General features: G+C 54.1%; 17 protein-coding genes. 2 read left to right on the top strand and 15 right to left on the bottom strand.

The features are described from left to right. Positions 1-106: 106 nt before the first annotated feature. The 11 genes from folK to E8E75_RS27805 all read right to left on the bottom strand — a co-directional run bounded on the left by folK (position 107) and on the right by E8E75_RS27805 (position 15,613). On the bottom strand, positions 107-643 hold the full coding sequence (gene folK, locus E8E75_RS27855) for a 2-amino-4-hydroxy-6-hydroxymethyldihydropteridine diphosphokinase (RefSeq protein WP_179057936.1): 537 nt from the start codon (positions 641-643) through the stop codon (positions 107-109). A gap of 8 nt (positions 644-651) precedes the next feature. Continuing rightward, a complete protein-coding gene (gene folD / locus E8E75_RS27850) occupies positions 652-1,521 on the bottom strand; it encodes a bifunctional methylenetetrahydrofolate dehydrogenase/methenyltetrahydrofolate cyclohydrolase FolD (protein WP_179057935.1) in 870 nt (289 codons plus the stop codon). Between the two features lie 14 nt (positions 1,522-1,535). Beyond that, the gene (purU, locus tag E8E75_RS27845) at positions 1,536-2,411 is read right to left on the bottom strand and encodes a formyltetrahydrofolate deformylase (RefSeq protein WP_179057934.1); all 876 of its coding nucleotides are present in this window, start codon (positions 2,409-2,411) and stop codon (positions 1,536-1,538) included. Between the two features lie 68 nt (positions 2,412-2,479). Further along, positions 2,480-3,634, bottom strand: a complete 1,155-nt coding sequence (locus E8E75_RS27840; protein WP_179057933.1) for an epoxide hydrolase family protein — start codon at positions 3,632-3,634, stop codon at positions 2,480-2,482. Between the two features lie 161 nt (positions 3,635-3,795). Then, the gene (locus E8E75_RS27835) at positions 3,796-5,178 is read right to left on the bottom strand and encodes an aminomethyl transferase family protein (RefSeq protein ID WP_179057932.1); all 1,383 of its coding nucleotides are present in this window, start codon (positions 5,176-5,178) and stop codon (positions 3,796-3,798) included. Between the two features lie 666 nt (positions 5,179-5,844). Next, positions 5,845-7,875, bottom strand: coding sequence for a methyl-accepting chemotaxis protein (locus E8E75_RS27830; protein WP_179057931.1), 2,031 nt, complete (start codon positions 7,873-7,875; stop codon positions 5,845-5,847). A 166-nt stretch (positions 7,876-8,041) separates the two neighbouring features. Further along, the gene (locus E8E75_RS27825; protein WP_179057930.1) at positions 8,042-8,833 is read right to left on the bottom strand and encodes a hypothetical protein; all 792 of its coding nucleotides are present in this window, start codon (positions 8,831-8,833) and stop codon (positions 8,042-8,044) included. 119 nt (positions 8,834-8,952) lie between these two features. Further along, positions 8,953-11,373 carry an MMPL family transporter gene (locus tag E8E75_RS27820; RefSeq protein ID WP_280359978.1) on the bottom strand — a complete coding sequence of 807 codons (2,421 nt, stop codon included), beginning with the start codon at positions 11,371-11,373 and terminating at the stop codon, positions 8,953-8,955. A gap of 56 nt (positions 11,374-11,429) precedes the next feature. Then, a complete protein-coding gene (locus tag E8E75_RS27815; protein WP_256873270.1) occupies positions 11,430-12,527 on the bottom strand; it encodes a YCF48-related protein in 1,098 nt (365 codons plus the stop codon). A 75-nt stretch (positions 12,528-12,602) separates the two neighbouring features. Next, on the bottom strand, positions 12,603-13,961 hold the full coding sequence (locus tag E8E75_RS27810; protein WP_179057929.1) for a DUF1329 domain-containing protein: 1,359 nt from the start codon (positions 13,959-13,961) through the stop codon (positions 12,603-12,605). 8 nt (positions 13,962-13,969) lie between these two features. Continuing rightward, positions 13,970-15,613, bottom strand: a complete 1,644-nt coding sequence (locus E8E75_RS27805) for a DUF1302 domain-containing protein (RefSeq protein ID WP_348530032.1) — start codon at positions 15,611-15,613, stop codon at positions 13,970-13,972. A 672-nt stretch (positions 15,614-16,285) separates the two neighbouring features. On the opposite strand from E8E75_RS27805, the gene E8E75_RS27800 reads away from it, so the two are divergent. Beyond that, a complete protein-coding gene (locus E8E75_RS27800) occupies positions 16,286-17,182 on the top strand; it encodes a LysR family transcriptional regulator (protein ID WP_179057928.1) in 897 nt (298 codons plus the stop codon). Positions 17,183-17,380: 198 nt separating this feature from the next. Further along, entirely contained in the window at positions 17,381-17,737 is a 357-nt protein-coding gene (locus tag E8E75_RS27795; protein WP_179057927.1) for a histone-like nucleoid-structuring protein, MvaT/MvaU family, read from the top strand. A gap of 231 nt (positions 17,738-17,968) precedes the next feature. Here the strand turns inward: E8E75_RS27795 and E8E75_RS27790 are convergent, their stop codons facing one another. From E8E75_RS27790 to E8E75_RS27775, 4 genes are all read right to left on the bottom strand, one after another. Then, a complete protein-coding gene (locus E8E75_RS27790) occupies positions 17,969-18,283 on the bottom strand; it encodes a hypothetical protein (RefSeq protein WP_179057926.1) in 315 nt (104 codons plus the stop codon). Between the two features lie 179 nt (positions 18,284-18,462). Then, positions 18,463-19,320 (bottom strand): inositol monophosphatase family protein, encoded by an 858-nt coding sequence (locus E8E75_RS27785; RefSeq protein WP_179057925.1) that lies wholly within the window; start codon positions 19,318-19,320, stop codon positions 18,463-18,465. Positions 19,321-19,401: 81 nt separating this feature from the next. Further along, entirely contained in the window at positions 19,402-19,608 is a 207-nt protein-coding gene (locus E8E75_RS27780) for an antitoxin Xre/MbcA/ParS toxin-binding domain-containing protein (protein WP_179057924.1), read from the bottom strand. An 840-nt stretch (positions 19,609-20,448) separates the two neighbouring features. Further along, complete coding sequence (locus tag E8E75_RS27775) at positions 20,449-21,048, bottom strand: DUF6088 family protein (RefSeq protein ID WP_179057923.1); 600 nt, start codon at positions 21,046-21,048, stop codon at positions 20,449-20,451. Between the last annotated feature and the right edge of the window lie 243 nt (positions 21,049-21,291).

Below are 21,291 nucleotides of genomic sequence, written 5' to 3'. Positions count from 1 at the left end.
CAAATCGAGCTTGAGGCCGGACGATGATTATTCGTGGCGAACTGGAATGACCGAGGGAGTAACACTAACATCTTACCAAGTCAAAAATGGGCGAGCAGCAATGTGTTTACAGGTAAGATTTATCACAGGAAATTCTTTTACCATTCCACTCAAAATTCACTTTCTGTATTAATGGCAAATCATGCCCATATAGCAGCCACAAATCCTCATACGTCTTTGATGAGCCTTGATGCACCAGATTAGGACTCAGTTCCGCCATTGGAGCCAAAACATATGCGCTCTCAACCATCCCCGGACGAGGCAAATGCACATGACCGAATAATCCACACAAGTCATCAAATAGCAAAATATCAATATCAAGGCGCCGAGAGCACTTAAGAAGATCATTATTAGCACGACCAAAGTCACTTTCTATAGCACGGACACTCGAAACGACTTGAGCGAGAGATAACTCCGTCAAGACTTTGACCACCATATTCAAAAAAGGAGGACCGTCGAATCCTACAGCCTCGCTAAAATAGACTGATGAACTCTCGAGAATATTAAAAACCCCCTCAAGACGGTCCAATCCTGCAGAGAGAGACTCCCATGGCAGGACGTTAGATCCAAGACCTAAATAAACGGTATGCAATTCATCCGTCATTATATAGATCAATCACCAAGAGGCTTGGCAAGTCTCTTTGCTGCGGTAAGCGTGTTATACATAAGGCAAGCAATTGTCATCGGGCCAACCCCACCAGGAACCGGTGTAAGCGCACCCGCAACTTCTGCCACGCCGTCATAGTCAACATCACCGCACAACAAGCTTTTACCACCCTCTTCGATGCGATTTATACCGACATCAATGACCGTAGCTCCCGGTTTCACCCAGTCAGCCTTGATCAACTTCGGGCGACCAACGGCAGCAACTAAAATATCCGCCTGACGGCAAACCTCTGCCAAGTCTTTGGACTTTGAATGAGCGATGGTAACTGTGCAATTTTTTTTCAGCAGCAGGCTAGCCATCGGTTTTCCGACGATATTAGAACGCCCTACAATTACTGCACGTAAACCATCCAGCGACCCAAGGGTGTCCTCAAGTAGCATCAAAGACCCGAGAGGAGTGCATGGTATCATCCCCTCCTTGCCGACAGAGAGTGCACCTACGTTCTCAATATGGAAGCCATCGACATCCTTGGCTGGATCGATCGCTGCAATCACCGCTTCTTCATCAATTTGACGAGGAAGTGGCAACTGAACCAGAACACCATGAACGTCTCTGTCCTTATTGAGGCTATCAATCAACTCCAGTAGCTCAGCCTGTCCAGTAGTAACAGGCAATCGGTATTCTAGGGAGCGGATGCCAACCTCTTCACAGCGCCTCACTTTATTACGCACATAAACATGACTCGCAGGATCATCTCCTACCAATACAACTGCAATGCTTGGATAGAGCCCAGTCGATACTTTTAGCGCCGCAATCTCAACCTGGAGTGAAGCGCATAATTTATCGGCAAACAGCTTGCCATCAATGACTTTCATTTGCGCCTCAAAACTTAACTGCCAAGGAAAATAACAGTTTTATTGTCGTCCAAGAAGACACGGCGCTCGATATGCCACTTGACCGCCGAAGCCAATGCATAACACTCGTTCTCTCGACCCACACGTGCCAGTTGCTCAGGCTTATAGTTATGATCAACTCGAGCCACGACTTGCTCGATAATTGGACCCTCGTCCAGATCGGAAGTCACATAATGAGCAGTTGCGCCAATTAGCTTAACTCCGCGCTCGAAAGCCTGATGGTATGGGCGGGCACCTTTGAATCCAGGCAGGAACGAGTGGTGAATATTAATGCACTTACCTGACAATTCGCGACTTAGATTGTCGGAAAGAATTTGCATGTAACGCGCAAGAATTACCAACTCAGCATCAGTTTCGCTAACGATGTCGAGCAAGCGAGCTTCTTGAGCAGGTTTATTATCCTTATCAACAGGCAGATGAACAAATCGAATACCTTCGCGCTCAACCATACCTCGCAGATCTTGATGATTGGAGATGACGGCAACAATCTCCAAGTTAAGCTCACCTTTTTTGTAGCGATAGAGCAGATCATTCAGGCAGTGATCAAACTTCGAAACCATGATTACCGTTTTAACAGGCTCAACGGCATCATAGAACCGCCATGTCATGCCATATTTTTCAGAAACCTCAACAAATTCTTCGCGCATCTGGCCAATGGAAATATCTTGGCTTTCCATCCTGAACACGGCGCGCATGAAGAACTTTTCAGTTGTTTCATCATCAAACTGTTCAACCGCACAAATATAGCAACCTCTGTCTGCAAGGAATGTAGAAATTGCCGCCAAAATTCCTGTCCCGGCCTTGCAACTAACATTCAATATAAAAGTTGATTCTTGAGATTTATAAGTCATGCAATCACCTAAATTTTATGTTTTATCAGAACCACAGCCATCCTACCCACACATAGCTGCGATTACATTCAAGAGCCAAAAGAAAAAGCTGAACTCCGCAAACCGGAGAAGAATTCACGCAAATCCTCAGCCACCAAGACCGGCTCCTCCCACTCCAGGAAATGTCCACCAGATTCGCATACGGAATAACTGACAACGTTATAAAACCGGTCAGCCCACTCTCGCGGTGCATTCGGAAACATATCTTTGGAGCCATGATAGAAAGCGACTGGGACAGCTCTACAATCCTGACTGGAATAGTCTTCCCTACAGAATTCGTAATAGATTCGTATAGATGAAGCTATCGTCTGCGTGACCCAGTAGAGAGTGATATTGGTCAGGAGCTCATCTTTGGTAAATCGCCTAGACAAATCCCCATCCACTCCGGCCCAACGTTGAAATTTCTCTAGAATCCATGCCAGCAAACCCACTGGCGAGTCATTAAGCCCATAAGCAAGAGTTTGAGGCTTTGTCATATGCTGGAGGCAGTAGGACATCTCTTCTTGCCATACCAAGTTATTTTTCTTGATATATTCCGCCTCTGCTTCCGACGCATTAGCTGGCACTTCACACGGTCCAGGCATGATAATTTCTGCCAGATGCGCGCCTATTACTCTCTCTGCATAATCACTGCACAACCAGTCTGTAATCAGCTTCCCTATGTCCCCCCCGCGAACCCCATATCGTTGATAACCAAGAACGCTAGTCATCAACAGATTCAAAGCACGAGCTGCGCGCCTGGTTCCATATCCACTTACTGCCGGCTTTCCTGAGAAGCCATACCCTGGCAACGATGGAATCACAATATCGAAAGAGAGGCTTTCGCTATTTGTATTAATGATTTGCTGTGCCAGTTGGAGGAGCTGTACAAAACTACTCGGCCAACCATGCAGCAGCAGCAAAGGAACAGCATTAGGAAATTGGCTTTTGTGGTGTATGAAGTGCACCTCAACACCATCGATCTCTGACGTATAGTGATTCCAGCTATTCAGAATAGCTTCTTGCTTACGCCAATCAAAATCGTCACGCCAGTAGCTTATATACTCTCTAACAACATCAATATCGGCACCATATAACCATTGCGACTCCTCAATCGCATCTATCCATCTAGTGCCAATTAGCCGTTGCTTCAAGTCATTTAGTACTACTTGAGGCACGCAAATTTCATAGGGCGTCGGATTCATGAAGAACTCCCCCCACAGCTTCCAATATGCAAGCAGACATAATTGGAATGAAATACAACCCGCAGCTGGAAAAACGGTGGCATAAATGCCACCGTCTTGGATTTCATATAAAGATCTTCTGACCCTAGAATTCAACTCGACCTAGAACCAGAGTATCTCTATCAATCCATCGTACCAACGGGGATCAGGCTGGTATCTACCTTCTGGTTCCGGCATTCATTGAAGTAGGGATACCGAGCTACTTTAGCGCGCACTTTCTTCTGCCGAGTACCGGGCTCCCCCCAGAGAACCCAGACCTCGGTGCCTTCGCTCAGGTACTCTTCATCAATGGAGCAGAGCGAAATCATTTCCCGATAGAACCAGGACACCATCCGACCGCTACTGACACCTACTTGCTCGCCCTTATCATTCAAAACCCAATCGGCTGGATAGATACCGCCAAATGCCAGATCTTCGGGACTAGAAATATCTTTATAAGGGACTGGATCGGCCAATTGCGAGCGGTGGATATCAAGGATATCCTCTTTATTCCACTCAAGAGTTACCATCTGGCGCGATGACTTTGCCTTTAGCTCTTCAATAGCCTTCTTTCCAACAAACTCATGATCCATATTAATGGTCTTACCCCAACCCAACTCAATCGGGTTTCGGTAACGAGCTGCGAAATCTTGACCGACGCTGCCAGACAAAGAATCTTTAACAATTTCGGGATCGCAGAGGAACCCAATTTCGCGCTCACGGAGCCATGCAGCAAATTCTTTGTGCTCAAACCAAGGAAGGGGGAAATCGAGATAGGCTTGTGGGAATCCATTCTCCCAATGGGTCATATTGTAAGCGGGGGTACCCAATCGCTTCAAACCGTACTTTACGCCAGCCTTGAGAATCTGTTCATAAACAGGAATGGCATCCTCTACATTCCCATGAACCTCATAAGCCAGGGAGCCAGCCATACCGACGCGCAGGATCATTACATCTCGACCTGCAATCTTACTCATTCGATGGTGAATGAATTTGATGTCGTGCAAGTTCTCACCACTAGCTGCATCTAGTACCTGCAAGCAGGTCGGACCACCCAACTGGAACATGAACACTTTGCCGGTAACATCCTCACCCTGGACGTCAAGGTCGCTATTTTCTACGCAATATTGCAACCAAGGATTCATCCAGTAAGTGATGTAATCCTCTTCGCGGCGAACCAGCAAACCATCGACCATGATCCGCCCTTGCTCGTCCAGCATAATGCCGTGCTTAGCGAATCCAACTGGGAACTTTTCAAAAGAATTCCCGCAGTATTTCTTGAGAAACTCAATAGAGTCCGGCCCCCAGAAGCGGTAAGTCGGGGAGGGATTGAGATTTGCGTGAATGTAACTAGAGTCATGCCAAGAAAGAGATTCATCTCTCCATCCGGTGTATTCAAGCGGCTGCAAGCCAGCAAGAATAGGATTGGAAGCATAGGATACGAAATGCACCATATGACTAGTGACAGACCGTTCATCGACAGGAATTACAGGGCTGGGACCGAATGTCTTTGTATGCTTAGTCATAAAATTTCTCTTATTTTTTGCCAATAACTAAAGAAAGCCGCAGAACCTACGGGCCGTACGTCTATGTGGTATGGTCTATAACTCAGCACCAATCTATGGGCCGCTTAGAAGTACGATATCCAGCGATGCTCGATATCTCCAATACCTTATTTCCCGCCGCCTCATACCAAAAAGGTATCGGAATCTCTGCATGTTCATACGAAGATAAGAGCAGTGGCCTATTAACTCTGAGGGCCATCCAGTGATAGATGTGCGGAAAGTTTCCGAGTTAGATCCGAGACTTGGCTAAGAACTCTGCTCACTTAGCCTCGCTGTCGAATCTTCGGATAGCACAAAGCATTTGCAGGCCAATACGGGAAAGGAAGTGCCTTTGACCGGAGCCCCTCAGGCGTTGGATGAATCAGCCGGCTGTCGCCTCATTAAGGAGATCGAGCAGACTATCGCCGGATGAGCGCGAGCTTGCGCGGAACGTCCATAGGCCTGGTCGGCTGAAGAACGCTCCGCTGGTTGATGCTCGATCATCTGCCTCGCTCTAGCTAGGCTGCGCGAAGCTACGCAAGAGACACTGATCGAGACCGGTCGCCGAAAGGTCACTGCGCTACCCCTCGGTCACGGCTAATGGTTCAGTGGCATTCGGGCGATATAAAACGATGCCCGCCGATCAGATCAGACACGAAATGCGCTTATAAGCTCCTTCAGCCGCGCCACCTGACCAGATAGATAGCGGCTAGCCTGCTCAGTCTGCATGGCACCTTCAGCAGTAAGTTCGCCGGCCTGATTGATCTCGACGATGTTCATGTCGATATCGTGAGCCACGGCGGTCTGCTGCTCTACGGCGGCGGCGATCTGCTGGTTCTGATCAACGATCACGCCAACCGCGCTGAGTATGTTATCCAGCGCTTGCTGCACCTGACTCGACTGGCTGACCGTGCTTTCGACCATTTGATGGCTGCCGTTCATGGCGATCACGGTAGCGCCCACACCACCCTGCAGACGGACGATCATCTGCTCAATCTCCTCGGTGGACTGATGGGTGCGCTTAGCCAGGTTACGCACTTCATCGGCCACGACGGCGAAACCACGGCCCTGCTCGCCGGCCCGCGCTGCCTCGATGGCAGCGTTGAGCGCCAGCAGATTGGTCTGCCCAGCGATCTCCTTGATCACGTCCAGCACCTGGCTGATCGAGGCGCTGTCGGCGGCCAGTTGGTTGATCACACCCACCGACTGGTCGATCTCACTGGCCAGACGCTGGATACTGTCGACCTGCGACCTGACCATGGCACGGCCGCTCACGGTCTCCTCGTTGACGCTCTGTGCGCTACCCACTGCCGCGGCGGCGCTGCGCGCCACCTCCTGAGCGGTGGCGGACATCTCGTTCATTGCGGTGGCCACCTGCTCGATCTGCCCGCGTTGGGCACTCACTGCCTGGCTGCTCTCACCGGACACCAGTTCGACGCGGTCGGCCTGGCGCTCTACCTCAATGACGGTCTGGCCGACCAACTCGATCAGGTCGCGGATCTTCGCCACGGTGCTATTGAACACCGCGCCCAGCTCGCCCAGCTCGTCGCTGCTTTGCACGTTAACCTGCACCGTCATGTCGCCGCCAGCGACCTGGCCGAGAGTCACAGCAAACCCCTTGAGCGTGGCGAGAGTGGAAACGTAAAAGCCGCCGTAGAGGTAAACGATGGACAGGAACAGCACCATCAGGGCAACTACGAGTAGGATCATCTGCAGACGCTTCTGCTCCAGGCGGTGGCTCAGCTCCTGCTCTAGGAAACCAAGCACGCCATCGTTCAGCGCATAGGTCTTGTCGATGGCAGCGCTGGTCTCGTCGTAGAAGCCCATCCAGGGAGTATTCAGGCTGTCAGCAGTAAGCAACTGCCCCTCAAGCACCTTGGCGATATCGGTCAAGCTACGGTGGCTGGCTTCGGCAACTCCGCCCAGGGCGCTTTTGGCCTGGACATTGCCCTCGAGTACGCCCTGCAGCTTGAAACCATATTCAGCATGCAGCTTTTCTAGCTCCAGTAGCAGATCGTCGAGCTTGGTGATGTCGGAAGCGCCGAGGATGCCCTGGCCCAGGGAGTAGGAGCCGAGGGCACGCCCCTTGCTGATGGCACGCGTTACCGGCTGGCTTGTGCTGGTTAATAGCTCGCTGATCTGGCGTACGCTCAGATCACCGTCCTGACTGAGTCCGGACTCACTGGCAATGAGCTTGATGAACAACTCGGAGTTATCCAGCGCCTTGGTCACCAAGCTGGCCTTGCTGCGCAGGGATGATTCTGCTGCTACCGCGTCCAGAGTGGTCTTGATTACCTCACGCTGGTCATTGAACTCCTCGGTTTCCTGAGCATCGCTGCTAGGGGGTTCGAGCGCGCCCAAGGTCTCAGCGATGCCCTTCTCCAATGGAGTGATCAAGGCGATGATCGTCGGCGCGTGATCTGACTCGGCGAGCACAGCATTGATCTCGTAGAGGTCGCTGAGACGCTCCAGCTGTTGGCGCAGCTGCTGGCCCTGCTTGAGCAGCGCCAGGCTCTGCAGCTCGGTACGCGTATCGACGAAAGCGTCATAGGACTCGCGCACCAGTAGATAGTTGGTGACCAGCATGGGCAGGAAGAACAGCACACTGATCAGACTGAACTTCATGCCGAAGCTCATGCGGTTCATCAGGTTGATGGCAGGGTACAACACGCTATTCACTAGACGTCTCCTGTTGCCGTGATTGTTGTACGCCAAGCGGCAGTCGACTGACCTGTGGATACGGCAAGGCAGCGGTATTTTGCTTCTAGGGATCGGCTGAAAGGCCGCGTCTTTCTGGCGGACTTCAGCATCCATTAGCCGGGAGAAATGTCGATGCTATGGCAACTCAAGGAGCGGTTTGTCCGGCCAACTCATCGAGCTTTGCGATGACCGATCCTAGGTAAAACGCCGCGCTCCCGGACACCGCCTTGTAGTTGTTACCGAGCAGATGACCACGGGCGAAACGGAACACACGATGCTGGTCAGTCAGAACCTTGGCATGCTCAGGCAGCTGCACTTTCAGCGCCTCGAACAGTTCATTGATTCGCTGGTCCTTGGCCTCGGCATCTTGAGCCTCATAGGCCACCGAGTACTCACCGACCACTCGCGTGATGCGAGCCTGATTAGAGATCAACAAATCGCCAATGCGCTCGCTCAACTCCCGCAGCATCAAGCGAGCTTGGGAGAGCTCGGGGCTCGCGTCTGCATAAGCACTGGCAACAGCTTTCTTCATCTCGGCATCTGCATCCATCAGGCCTATGAGAAGGTCCGGATAGCTGACCGAATGATCCGTGGCTCCAGATTCCAGTTGGGGAAGGAGCGCGCTCATCTCCGCGACGGGGCGCTGCAGCGATTGCGGATAACCCAACGCCTCCACCAATTGTTGTAGGTCCTGGTAGCTCTTCTGATAGGCATCAAGACTACGCGGATCGCTCAAACGATTTTCGGCCCCGTAGTAGATCAGGGCATGGGTGGCGATTAGCAGTGACGACGAACGGACCTTTTGGTACAGGGCCTGCGTATTCGCCTGCGCGCATGCAATGGCAGGCACGATGAGAATCAGAAGAACAGCAATGCAAATCCGCATAGGGTGAATACCACCCCGTTTTGGAGGGGGCAGAGTATTGGTGCGATCCATGTCAGGCGGGCCTTTCTTGTTTTTTATTGTGGGCGACGTGTCGTCAGAACGAGAGGATGACGCGGTTTGAAAAGCCCGCAGCGCGCGTCCATCCACCTCACTCGCGCTGCGGGAAACGTTTAGCTCCTTGCCTTGCTGACCTCGTCAGGCGCTTTATCGAAGAGCTTCCTGGGGAGTAGGAAATGAGCTAAGGCTGGCAACAGAATCAAGGCTCCAAGCATGTTCACCACGAACATGAAAGCCAGCAATATGCCCATGTCTGCCTGGAACTTGATGGGCGAGAAGACCCAAGTTGCCACTGCAGCCGCGAGTGTGACACCTGTGAGCATCACCACCTTCCCGGTGAACAGCAGGGATCGGTAATAGGCCAGTGAAAGCGAGTCCCCAGCACGCAGCCTTGTCAGGGTTACGCTCAGTACATACAGGGCATAGTCGATCCCGATCCCTACGCCCAGTGCGATCACTGGAAGCGTCGCAACCTTCACCCCCATGCCAAGGCCAACCATAAGCGCCTCACATAGAATCGAGGTGAGTACCAAAGGCAGCACCGCGGTTAGTACCGCACGCCAAGAGCGGAAGGTCACCCAGCAAAGAATGATCACTGCCCCATAGACCCAGAAGAGCATTTCTCGCATCGCCTTTTTCACGACGATATTGGTTGCGGCCTCGATACCCGCGCTCCCAGCCGCCAGCATGAACTTCGCATTGCCGAGATCGTTTTCAGCGATGAAGGACTCAGTGGCATCTACGACCCGAGTCAAGGTGTCCGCCTTGTGGTCGGTCAGGTAGACGTACAGCGACAACAGCGAGCAGTCCTGGTTGAAGAGCTCACGAGACGCACGCCCCTGAACCGTCCCCAAAGCGCTGTCATTGGGAATCAGTTCGTACCATTTGTAGCTGCCTTCGTTGTAGCCGGAGGTGGCAATCTTGCTGAACGATGCCATGGAGTTGGTGGACTCAACGCCCGGGAGCTGCTCCAGTTTCCAGGCCAGTGCATCGACAGCGGACAGTGTCGAGTAATGAGTGCATTGGTCCTCGCCCGTCTTGATCATCACCACAAAGATGTCCGTACTGGCAGCATAATTTTGGGTCATGAACGCTGCATCACGGTTGTAGCGTGAATCGGAACGAAGCTCCGGTGCACCCGGGTCCAAGTCCCCCACTTTCAGATTGAGACTGACGACGAAGCCGAATACCGCCAAACAGAAACCCAGTATGCACACTGGAGTAGCCCAGGACCGACGAGTGAACAGATCCAGGAAAGCCCAGACCGGATGCTTGCTCTTCGAAGTCAGTTCCTCGCTCTCGGCCGCAAGGCTGCGTGCGGCAGCCTTCTTGCTCACTCCGATGTAGCTGAGCAGCACTGGCAGCAGGATGAGGTTGGTGAAAATAAGGACCGCGACACCGATGCTTGCGGTAATGGCCAGATCCTGAATTACCTGAATCTGGATGACGATGAGCACTGCAAATCCAACGGCATCACAAAGCAATGCGGTAAGACCCGCGGCAAACAACCGGCGGAAGGTGTAGCGCGCTGCGATGATGCGATGTAGGCCGCGGCCAATATCCTGCATGATGCCATTCATTTTCTGCGCGCCATGGCTCATGCCAATGGCGAACACCAGGAACGGCACCAGAATCGAGTAAGGATCCAGTTCATAGCCTAGGATGGTGAGCAGCCCCAACTGCCACAGCACCGCAATCAATGAGCACGACACGACAATCAGCGTGCTGCGCACGCAGCGGGTGTACCAGTAAAGGATAACGATGGTGATGGCCACAGCGACGACGAAGAACATCATCACCTGCGTAAGACCTTCGATCAGGTCACCAAGAATCTTGGTGAACCCGGTGATGTGAATCTGGATATCGTCGGTCTGATATTTTGCGCGGATCTCCTCTAGCTGCCGAGAGAACTGGCCGTAATCAAGGGGCTTTCCGGTTTCCGGATTGATGTCCAAGAGCGGTACATAGATCACGCTGGACTTGAAGTTGCCAGCCACCAACTGACCGATTTCCCCCGACCGCGCTACGTTCTGACGGATCTGTTCCAGACTCTCGGGCGAACCATCGTAAGTCGCAGGAATAACAGTATCGCCGTCAAGCCCGTCTTCGGTCACCGCCAGCCAACGAGTGCTAGGCGTCCACAGCGACTTCATGTAGGGCTTCTCGACGCCCGGCAGCAGATAGATTTCGTCGTTGATCTTGGCCAACGTATCGAGATAGGTCTTGTCGAAGATGCTGTCTTTCTTTGTGGAGATCGCGACTCGAATAGAGTTGCCAATCCCACTCAGGTCCTTGCGGTTCTCCAGGAAATTGACCACATAGGGATGGTTGGTCGGAATGGCCTTTTCGAAGCTGGCATTCAGCCGGATACCCAATGCCTGGTACGCCAAGAGAGCAGTTGCCAGCGCGCACAGCAGGATCACCAGCAGTCGATGATTGAAAATGGCTCGCTCAACGAGGCCGCCTGACTTGGTGTCAAAGTCCTCAAGGGACGCCACTATGTCTTTATTTTGTGCAGCGATATCAATGGTCACGGGATGCCCCTAATCTGACGAAGTGAATGACCGTGTATGGCGGAGACGATGCCGCCTCACTCGGCGGCGGCCCCTTGGTCGAGCGGGGCCCGCTCCAAACCATGCAATCCCACGGCTGACAGTTCGCCCGCCGGCGTTTCGGTAATGTCAGAAACAGAACCTGCGCCGCGCCACGGCAGCGTTTCAAAACTGGCGCCCCCTCCCCTATTGGTGAACACCTCGCCCGCCTGGCTGGCAAGCAGCAAGCTGCCGTCGCGCCTCTGCGCGGCCGAGGAGATAGCTGCGTCAGTTTTAATACTCACCTTCTGCCAACTTTCCCCGTTGTTACGGGAGAGGTAGGCGTTGCCACGCAGTCCGTAGATCAGGACATCGCCGGCGCCGGTTGACAGGGCTCCGAAGAAACTCCCCTCATAGGGAGATTCCATCGTCGCGAATGTTTCCCCTCCGTCTAAAGAGCGCAGCAAAAGCCCGCGTTCTCCGACAATGAAGATGTTCTTCCCGTTGGCTGTAATGCCATTGAGGTGCAGGCTTGAGTCGTTGGAGAGGTGCTGCGCCCATGGCAGCCAGGTCTTCCCACCATCACGGGTCATGAAGATCAACCCATAGGCGCCGGTGATAAAGCCGGTGGATTGGTCGATGAACGCCAGGTCCAAGAAAGGTTTGTCAGGGCCGTCAGCGACCAGCCACTCGGCATTCTTGATCGCCTGGCCGTTACCACTCTGCTTGGCCTGTTCCATCATCAACTCGGCAGCACGAATGCCGTCCAGTTGCCGGGTCCAGGTTTCTCCGCCGTCCGCACTGTGCAACACAATGCCAAGATGCCCGACGGCCCATCCTTGATCCGCGTTGACAAACTGGACTGCGGTCAAAGTTACGCTCACCGGCGATGAAGCTTGTCGCCAGTTCTGCCCGGCGTCGTCGGAGAGCAGGATGATTCCGCGCTCACCTACCGCTACCAATCGATTACCAGCATGAGTAATTGAAAGCAGAACCGATCTCTGTGCTTTGGCACTGATGGTTGACGATTCCTTGAGCACACGCAGGGGTTCAGCAGCGACAACAGGCATGGTCTGCATGGCGGCCTGCATCACTACTGTGGCGACCATGAGAATCCTCAGCCTGAACTGCATGGACGAGAGAATCCGGTTAGCCATATTCACTCCAACAGCAAAAAACATTCATAAGCAGGCCTGGAGCGACGTATGTCGCCCCGGCCCCATTAGCGAGAATCAACGAGAGCTTTCGCTGGCCATTGCATCCGGAGTGAAAGCGGATGGCGGGAGTCGATCCGTGCGTTTGTAATGGAACTTGGAGTCGTTGGACGACATGCCATAAACGTAGGCGCCGGTTTCGATGTTGTAGAGCCCCCACGCAAACTGAGTGGTCAATGCGGGGAGATCCGGAGCCAAGTAAGGAAGAGACCATTGCTGGCGGATGAGTTTACCCTGCGCGTCATAACCGTCGACCAGGATGATTTGCCAGGAGTCCTCATCAATGTAGTAAGTGCGACGTGGAACCACGTGGCGCTGGCCAGCTTTAAGCGTCGCCTCAACCACCCACATGCGGTGTTTCTCCCAACGCACATGATCAGGATTGAGGAAGTTCGGGCTCATCAACTCGTCACTCGAAACCAACTGAGACTTATTAGAGTTATAGGGCACGAACATCTCTTTCTTGCCGACGATCTTCAGGTCATGTTTATTGGACGGGCCGAACATCATGAACGCTTCGTCGAAGAAGCTGACGCCAGACACTACGAAGTTTGGCGTATCGTAGGCCACGTTAGGCAGTCGGCGCACGCGACGCTGACCGACCAGATACTGCCAACTGGCACGTGCGTCTTGATTGGTGTTGTAGAAGATCATCAAACCTTCGCCGTTCTTCGAGGACGGCCGCTCAGTAATGATCTTGCCCTGATAATAGTTTCCATCGAACTTTTCCAGACTGCTTTCCTGGAAATAGTAGGGATATTGGAAATAATAAGGAGTAGTGGTGGCCAATACCTTCTTGCCACCGGCTGTCATAAGCCAACTGCTGATGTAGCTATTGAATGAGTCACCACCATTCCAAGACAGTCGGTGGTTCCACATGACCTCGGCACCGTTCTTCGGAATGGGGAAAGGAATACCACCGAAAGCGCCAGTTACGTTCTCGGTCTTCTCATCAACTTGAGCACGGGTTGCGTTGCTGAAGGTGTTGTCATACACCCATTGCGGGGCCGCAACGGTGCGATGGCTCGGATAGATATCCAGACGGTAGTCTGGATATTTCTTCAGCATGACTTTGGTGCCCTCGGCCAGTTGATCCGCATACTGGTCCGCATTCGCGGCCGTGATGCTCAGCACCGGTTTTTCGGAGGCAAAGGGGTCCGTGCGTTTGTCGCCTTGCTTGTAGTCGGCTGGAGCTTTTGTGTAACCACCATCCCATGCTGGGATGCTGTTGTCGGCATTGCCTGCACGCTCCGCACCAAGCGGAGTCAGCGTCGTTTTCAGTTTGCCAGCCTCATCCGCTGATATAGCCGCCTGGGTCATCTGTGCGCTGAAAAGCGCGCAGGCCAAGAGAGAAATCTTCAGGATCTTGTTGTTCATGATCGGCCTCAGAAGGTCTTTTTCACGTAGGCAGAGATAAAGTCACGGTCGGCCAAACTCTGGCCGTAGGTGAACACAGCGTTTTCATCGAATAGCGGATCTTTCTTGCCAAAGAAGTTCACGTAGTTCACACCGAACTCAATGGACTGCATGTAGTTGGCTTTCAGGCCGATGCTCCAGTCCCCGCCGTGGCGAGTGCCGAAACCGGCCTGGCTAACAGCCGAGGACTGGCCATCCAGACCAATGCCCAGGCCCATCGGCACGCTCAAATCCAGGCCATCAAAGAACTGGAAGTAAGCAGGCTCGAAGAGGACGCGAAACGCTGTAGCGTCCCGACTACTGTTGGGATCAAGAGCCGCGCGGTTCTCCGTCACGCTGAGAGTGCGGTTCCAAGCCAGCTCTGCAAGCAAGGTGCCGCCGTCCCACAAAGAGGACGGATCGAGCGAGTAGATGGTCGAGAGGTTGATGTGAGCAGTTTTACCGCGTGCGAACAGGCCATTCTCGTCGTTATCCGCAGTCACTCCCGGCGTCACTGCCTGTAGCCCACTAACCAGTGGCGCGTCCCAGCGGATAGAAGCTTCACCTGCGAAGTTGAACGACCCCACGGAGGTAGAAGCGCTTACCCCAGCAGTCTTGATGTTCTCAGCGAAGACCTGGTTATAGGAGTCAAAGAAAGGGGCCGGACCTACCGGAGTCGGGATAACGGCAGCCAGATTGGCGTAGATGTTGCTCGGCGTCTTGTCGTGATATTGGGCGGCATAGAAGCCGTACTCGACGTCCGAACCTTCTGGACTGAACCGGATCTGGAATCCACCCTGCCCCGAGTCCTTAGCGTGTATATCGCCACCATTCCGAGTAGGCCCAGTCAGCGACTGAACAGTGCCTGCACCATGACCCAAGAGGTCGAAGAAACTCAGGTAGCTCCCGGCACCCGGAATCGTCGAGCGCTCCCACTCAAACTGGTAGTAGGCGCCGATGGATAGCTGGGGATTGATCTGATACTGGCCGGAGATTTGATTGACCGGTCGCAGAATTTCCTTGAACTGGGTGCCCGGTACGCTCAGAAGCTTGACCACGTCGATTGGGCCTTGCGCGTTGGCTATACCATTGCCCCCGAAGAACAAACTCTCACCATAGATGAGACTGTGTTGACCGAGACGGACCGTGGCCTGCCCATCACCAACAGCAGAGCGCATGTACACGAAAGCATCAAGCAACTCGGCGTCTCGACCGTGCAGCTCTTCGGTGTCATCAAGGAAATGACGTTGGGTATCGCTGTCAGTGTTCTTGTTGTAGATATCGTCATACCAGGCTGCACCGCTAACGCGAGCACCAATGTTGTTATGACTGATATCCAGTTCGGAAAGCACATCTAGACGATTTGAGACCAAGCCGCGGTCAAAGTTACGATCACCTTGGCTTTGGACATCCGGGTAAAGACCGCCAAGGGTTGGCGATTCAGTCAGTTCGGAATCCTGACTCTGCAGGCGGTAGGCAACACTGTACTTCAGCGTATTGTCCCAGCGCACTTTCCAGTCCGAATCCCCAGTATCGATCTCCATTGCCAGAGCACTCGATCCGGGAAAAACTGCGCCAATTGCGGCAGCAAGAACCGCGACCTTGAATGGCCGAACTGCTTTATTGCTCTTCATTTCAACCCTCATTGTTTTTATTTTGAATCATGGGTAGCTGAGCGGCCTTCAGGCCATAACCTCAGCTTTTTGCGACACTTTCAGCTTCAACCAGAGCGCCCTCTTCTTCACGCCGGCAAAAGAGATCAGCACCAACATCTTTTTTTGAATAAAGTCATCCCCTCCCGCCAGGCATCCGAGAACAGATTGACCAAATCATTTATTACAACTTAGGAGAAACAGAAATTTGGCACTAGCAAGACGGAACCGCTGAGACCGCACAAAAACCTAGAACTGACCAAATATTCTTGAACGACAACCTACCCGCATCCCAATAAAAATTAATTAGGGAAAATTTCACGAGGAGGTTGATCTACTTCAACAGACCTACGGACCTATCCCAGCCCACCTCACAAATTTACGACTCAAAAACAGCGATTAACTTAACTGAGACACCACTTTCGTATACTGTGCAGGTTCATCCTATCGACACTTGGCAACACTGATCACAGACTAATGTCCTTCGTTCAATGTGCTTACTATGTAGATCCAGCGGCTACCAGAGCGTCCTCCTGCAGCCTTTGACTCAAAACTATTGGCCGCATGCCAATCCGTCCAATACTATAAAAACGGCCGAGCATTACCTAAAAGGTATCGAGATAGCGCAAAGGCCCATCATCAGCGGGAGCGCCCATGGATTTCCGACATCTCCGTTACTTCATCGCCGTGGCCGAGGAGCAGAACATTGGCCGTGCGGCAGCTCGACTGCACATTTCCCAGCCACCGCTGACCAGACAGATCCAGCAACTCGAAGCAGAAATCGGCGTGCAGCTGTTCAATCGCACCCCTAGAGGTATGGAATTGACTCCTGCCGGGGAACTCCTATTGGAAGAGGCACGCAACATTCGCGCGCTGGTCGAGCAAGCGACCGAACGGACTCAACGTGCCGGTCAAGGCAAGCTCGGTCGTTTAGATATAGGCATTTTCGGTTCGGGAATCCTGGATACCATCCCACGGCTGCTGGAGCGCTTTCGCGAAAGCAACCCAGACGTCAAGCTGGTACTGCACAGCATGAGTAAGCATGAGCAGGTCGAAGCATTGCGCCAGAAGCGGATCAGCATTGGCTTCAGTCGGATGCTATCGCCATTGCCAGATCTTTCCTGCGAGACCGTCTCATCTGAATCACTCCTGCTCGCAATCAATGAAGGTCACCCTCTGGCTCGAGAAACCACGGTGCCTTTCCGGAGCCTCGCCGAGCATCCGTTGATCCTCTTCCCCACGGGAAGTCGCCCCAGCTTCCTGGATAAGGTACTTAGCCTCTGCCACCAAGCAGGCTTCGAACCACAGATTGCTCAGGAGGTGGGTGACACCATAACCGCGGTTGCCTTGGCTGCCCGAGGCCTAGGGGCGAGTCTTGTATCGGAGTCTACGGAGGTGCTCAAACTGCCAGGTCTGACCTACAGACCTCTGAGTGGCCTGCCGGAAAATGCCCGGTTCGACCTGGGATGCATCTATCGGCAGGAAGACGACTCTCCGACGCTTGGCGAATTCCTGCGAATCATTCGGGAGTTTCGCAAAGAACAGGCCTAAGAAAACTTCGAAGGATGTATGCACCGGAAACTTCGAAGGATGTATGCACCGAGGCCGGATGCCCTCGCCGTCAAAAATGCGAGAGGGGGCGGAGAAGAACGCTATGCAGAGGAAAAGCTTAATGGTCCATTCACTAAGACCGGGACAGACCAATCGGTCAACTGCGGTGTGTAATTGCATCACGCTAAGGAGAACGCAATGAGCAAACTGGCTGAATTTAAACGCCTGGAAGCACAGCTGGCAGAACAACTCGCTGCGCTGGACAGCCTGAGGAACGATACGGAGCTCAAGCGCGAAATTGAGTTTGAATCCAAACTCAAAGCGCTGCTGGATGAATATGGCCTTGGGCTAAAGGCCGTAATGAATATCCTTGATCCAGGTCGCACGCGCACTCCGCTGCTTGCTCAAAAAGGCCAGCGGCGCGAGCGCACCGTCAAGGTTTACAAGAATCCGCACACCAATGAAGTCGTCGAGACGAAAGGCGGCAACAACAAAGTGCTGAACGCTTGGAAGGCCGAATATGGTGCCGCAGCAGTAAAATCTTGGGTCCAGTGAGACCACCCAGCTTAAGGTCGGCAATGTCCGGCCTTCAGCCAATGCCACTGATGACGTGAGCAAGCTGCTGCCGTAGCAAGTTTTCAGGCAGTCGGGCCAGCTAAACGCCCAGTGCTTTGGCATCGATGCTCTCCCTGGATAAAGCGTTTCATACGCCGCCCCCGCTGGTGTTGATCTAGCAATTCTAGGGGAAATGCCGGCTAGACTTGGGATGCTGTCCCAACAGGGAGATCAGCTGGCCGAGTTGCTGCCGCCATTGAACAGATCATCACGAGCAACGCGCCCAAAATTGCTGAGGTCTTGATCCTCCTCACTGAACATGAAGTTCACCATGCGGTCACGTCTGAGACCTGAAAGCGTCCTAAAAAAACAGGTTTCGCACAGATGGACTTCATAGCGTTCGCCTTCATGGGCCGAGCCACAGCCCCAACTGGCGCGAAGCGTGCCAAATTGCAATCCAGCCCCTTCAAGACGCGTGCTATCGCCACAAACGTCGCACAGGACATCACTGACCGATTCGGCCTGTTCCAGAGCGGCGATCTTCATCGAGAACCTCCTACCAAGGTACATGTACGCTTTCGTTTATCTGGCACACGATACTCCTGCAGGAGCGTTGCTCGGTGGGATGACGTGCTCCCCTGACGGTGCTCCGCACCCGCAGCAGAACTCAGCAGTGGTTTTTACATAGTCTAGGGAGACGGCCCTCTTCTAGGCTCGCCACACACCTATGCTCTGTTTGCGAGAACAACCTGCCACGGGCGCCTCACCAATTCCTGACAGGCTATTTCCCCACCGCCGAAGCAATACCCAACTGGCTGATTGAATGTCGCCGCTGTCGCGTAACCCAAGGCCTGTCCCCGTTCGTTCCAGAGGCCACCGCCACCTGCCCGCAGCAACGCGTGACCCGCCACCACATCGTGGGGCGACACCGCGTACAAGGAGACTGCAGCGATCCCATCCCCCACCGCCACCCGGGCAAGCCGATAGGCAATGCTTGGCATCGGATGGTAGGTGGCGGGCGCACACAGCTCGGCATTCTCGATGGGCCGGGCACGCGCGGTGAGGCTGACGAAGACTTGGGCACCTTCCGCCAGTCCGCCTTTCGCGACATTCGGCACGATCAACGCGCCATTACGGAGCAAGTGTGGCATCCCCTCAGCCCAAGCAATACAGTCCGCCCCGCGTTCCGTCATCGGCGCATAGACGACTCCCAGCACCGGTACACACTCTCGCAGCAATCCTACGGAAATCGCCGAGCCCAGATGCCCTTGCAGGAAGTCGCGGGTGCCATCATTGGGATCCACAACCCAGCAGTAGTGATGCCCCGTCAGCTGCACACCGGTTTCCTCACCGACAAAATCGCAGGGGAGCAGCTTCGTCAGTCCCTGGCGCAACATGACCTCGACCTCGCCATCAACTTCGGCCTTGTCCCCAGCGCCTCTCGGACCACCGGGTCGAACCAGCTCAGCAGCGATCAGGCACCCCGCCTCCCGTACCAGCGCAATCACCGCATCAAGCAGAGCGCGATCGATGTCCTGGCGAGTTAATGCCCTCGGTGACAACGGGACAGATCGTTCACGCATGCCGAAACCCTCGAAGTCGGTTAGCGAAGGGGCTGGCTGGCAGTCACGCCCGGTCGTTAACGGCGGCCCTAAAACATAGGGTCAGTGATAGACCCCATACTCGATGCGCCCGAGAAAAGTCTCGAGCACTTCCAGATCCTCTGCACTCGCGAGCATGTCGATCGGACGACGCCGCTCGAGCCCCTGCGCCGGCGTCACCATCCAGCGCTCAGCCTTCTCTCGACTGCCGAAGATCTGCGTGGCGCGTACCAGCGTCTCGGCATACCGCACAGCAAAAATCTCAGTCATGGTAGACGCTCCTCACCGAGCCATGCAGAGGCCCGGTCCCAGTTAGCCAAGCCTAAGCTCCCTGCCTCCTATGCCGATGCGCTGGTGAGGCCGTGCATGGGGGCCAGGTCCGGTCACTACGAGCGGCGCAGCTCGCCAAGCGGCCTCTCCGACTCAACATAGCGCAAGGCAGCCTTGGCATAGCGCCAGCCGACGTAACTCATCAGAGCCTTGGCGCTCCACTGGTTACGACTGGCTCAGGTGGCAAAGCCACGGCGCAATGAATGACGGCTGAAGCGCTCTCCCTCCAAGCCACTGTGCACCATCGCGCGACGGAGGATGCACGAGATGCAGTCCGTGCTCTGCCAGGTTGCCCCAACGGCCCACCGCACGAAACTCCGGGCCTTGGCGCAATCCCGAAACCGCGATCCAGTCAAGATAGGCCTTCACAGAACACAAACGTTTCCATGTGGGCGTCAGGTGATCGAGTAGGGCAAATGTCAATGCACATTAACCAGAACGCATTAGATCCAATCGCCAGTTCTGCGGAGATAAGACCTCGCATCCGGGCCCTACTCGCCGGCAGAAAACATTCCGTTTTCCAACGGGCGGTCGATGATGAGTATCTCGGGGTTACGGAGAAGCCCGGTTCTGAGGAAACCCAAGCCCGCCAGGTTCTGCAGGCTACTGAGTTAGACCGCTAGCAAGTCGCTGCCCTACCCGGCTCTCCTTGAACTTCTCCTAGCGCAGCGGGCTGCAGCGGGCGCAGGTCGGACAAGTAGCCCCTGTCTGCGGCTTAGCGACCACGCCCCCCGACTTCGCATCTCACCAGCAGACATAGTGCTGTGAGACTGAAAAAACCTACTCGACTTTCTGAGTCGCAAGGCTTAATGCCATCCGCATCCATTCCGGCATAATGCACGCTCGGAGTTTCGACAGTTCTTCACTGCTCAGCGCGTTGACGACTGTCGAAGCCACCTGGGTGGACAGCCCCTCCTTCCCGACATAGTGGAGAGCGGTAAGCGCCAGTCCCACGTTCGTTCCAGCATGCTGCAAGCGGTCCCTGGAGACATGCTGAAGGCGAACGACCGCATTGCCAATTTTGAGTTCTCGAGTCGAGCCACTGGTGTAGAACGTCGGCAGCATCTGCATCTGGGTGCTGAGACCGAGCCTACGGACTGCCTCAGCACCGTGAATCTGGATCGTTTCACCGTTCGACTTCGCGATGACGCGCATCACGGTAGTTGGGCTGGGGCGGACGTTCTTGCCGACGTACTGGTTGAACTTCGGACGCATGTAGACGCCGCGAACAACGCGTTCTAGCCGGCCTGACTGCACCAGCCTGGAGAGTGCCTTGTCAACCGATGCGCGAGAGCCAAGCTGCGCGAAAACCGTGCGGGAAAAGGGTTTACCCTTCCGCATGAACTTAATTCGCGCTGAGATGGCTTTCGCAACGGACATGACAGTCACTAAGAGTCACGCTTTTGACAGGCAAGGAGACTTTTAGCCTCGACGGACAATGCACCCACCCTGAGACGGGCCGTGGCCTCGTGAACAGAGTCGGGGTCAGGTAAGCGCTATGTCCGATCGGGCACGTTAGTCCGGGATCCTGCAAGCGCACACTACACCCAGCCCACGCAGAGTCAATTCGCCAGTTATGTTGCGGCCTACTGATCCTAGGACAGGCCCTCGAGACGCATCTCC

Origin of the sequence: Pseudomonas sp. BN606 (genome assembly GCF_029873115.1) — a bacterium.
Lineage (GTDB): Bacteria > Pseudomonadota > Gammaproteobacteria > Pseudomonadales > Pseudomonadaceae > Metapseudomonas.
The sequence above is the reverse complement of the archived record's forward strand: the minus strand, read 5'-3'. Positions and strand labels throughout refer to the sequence as shown.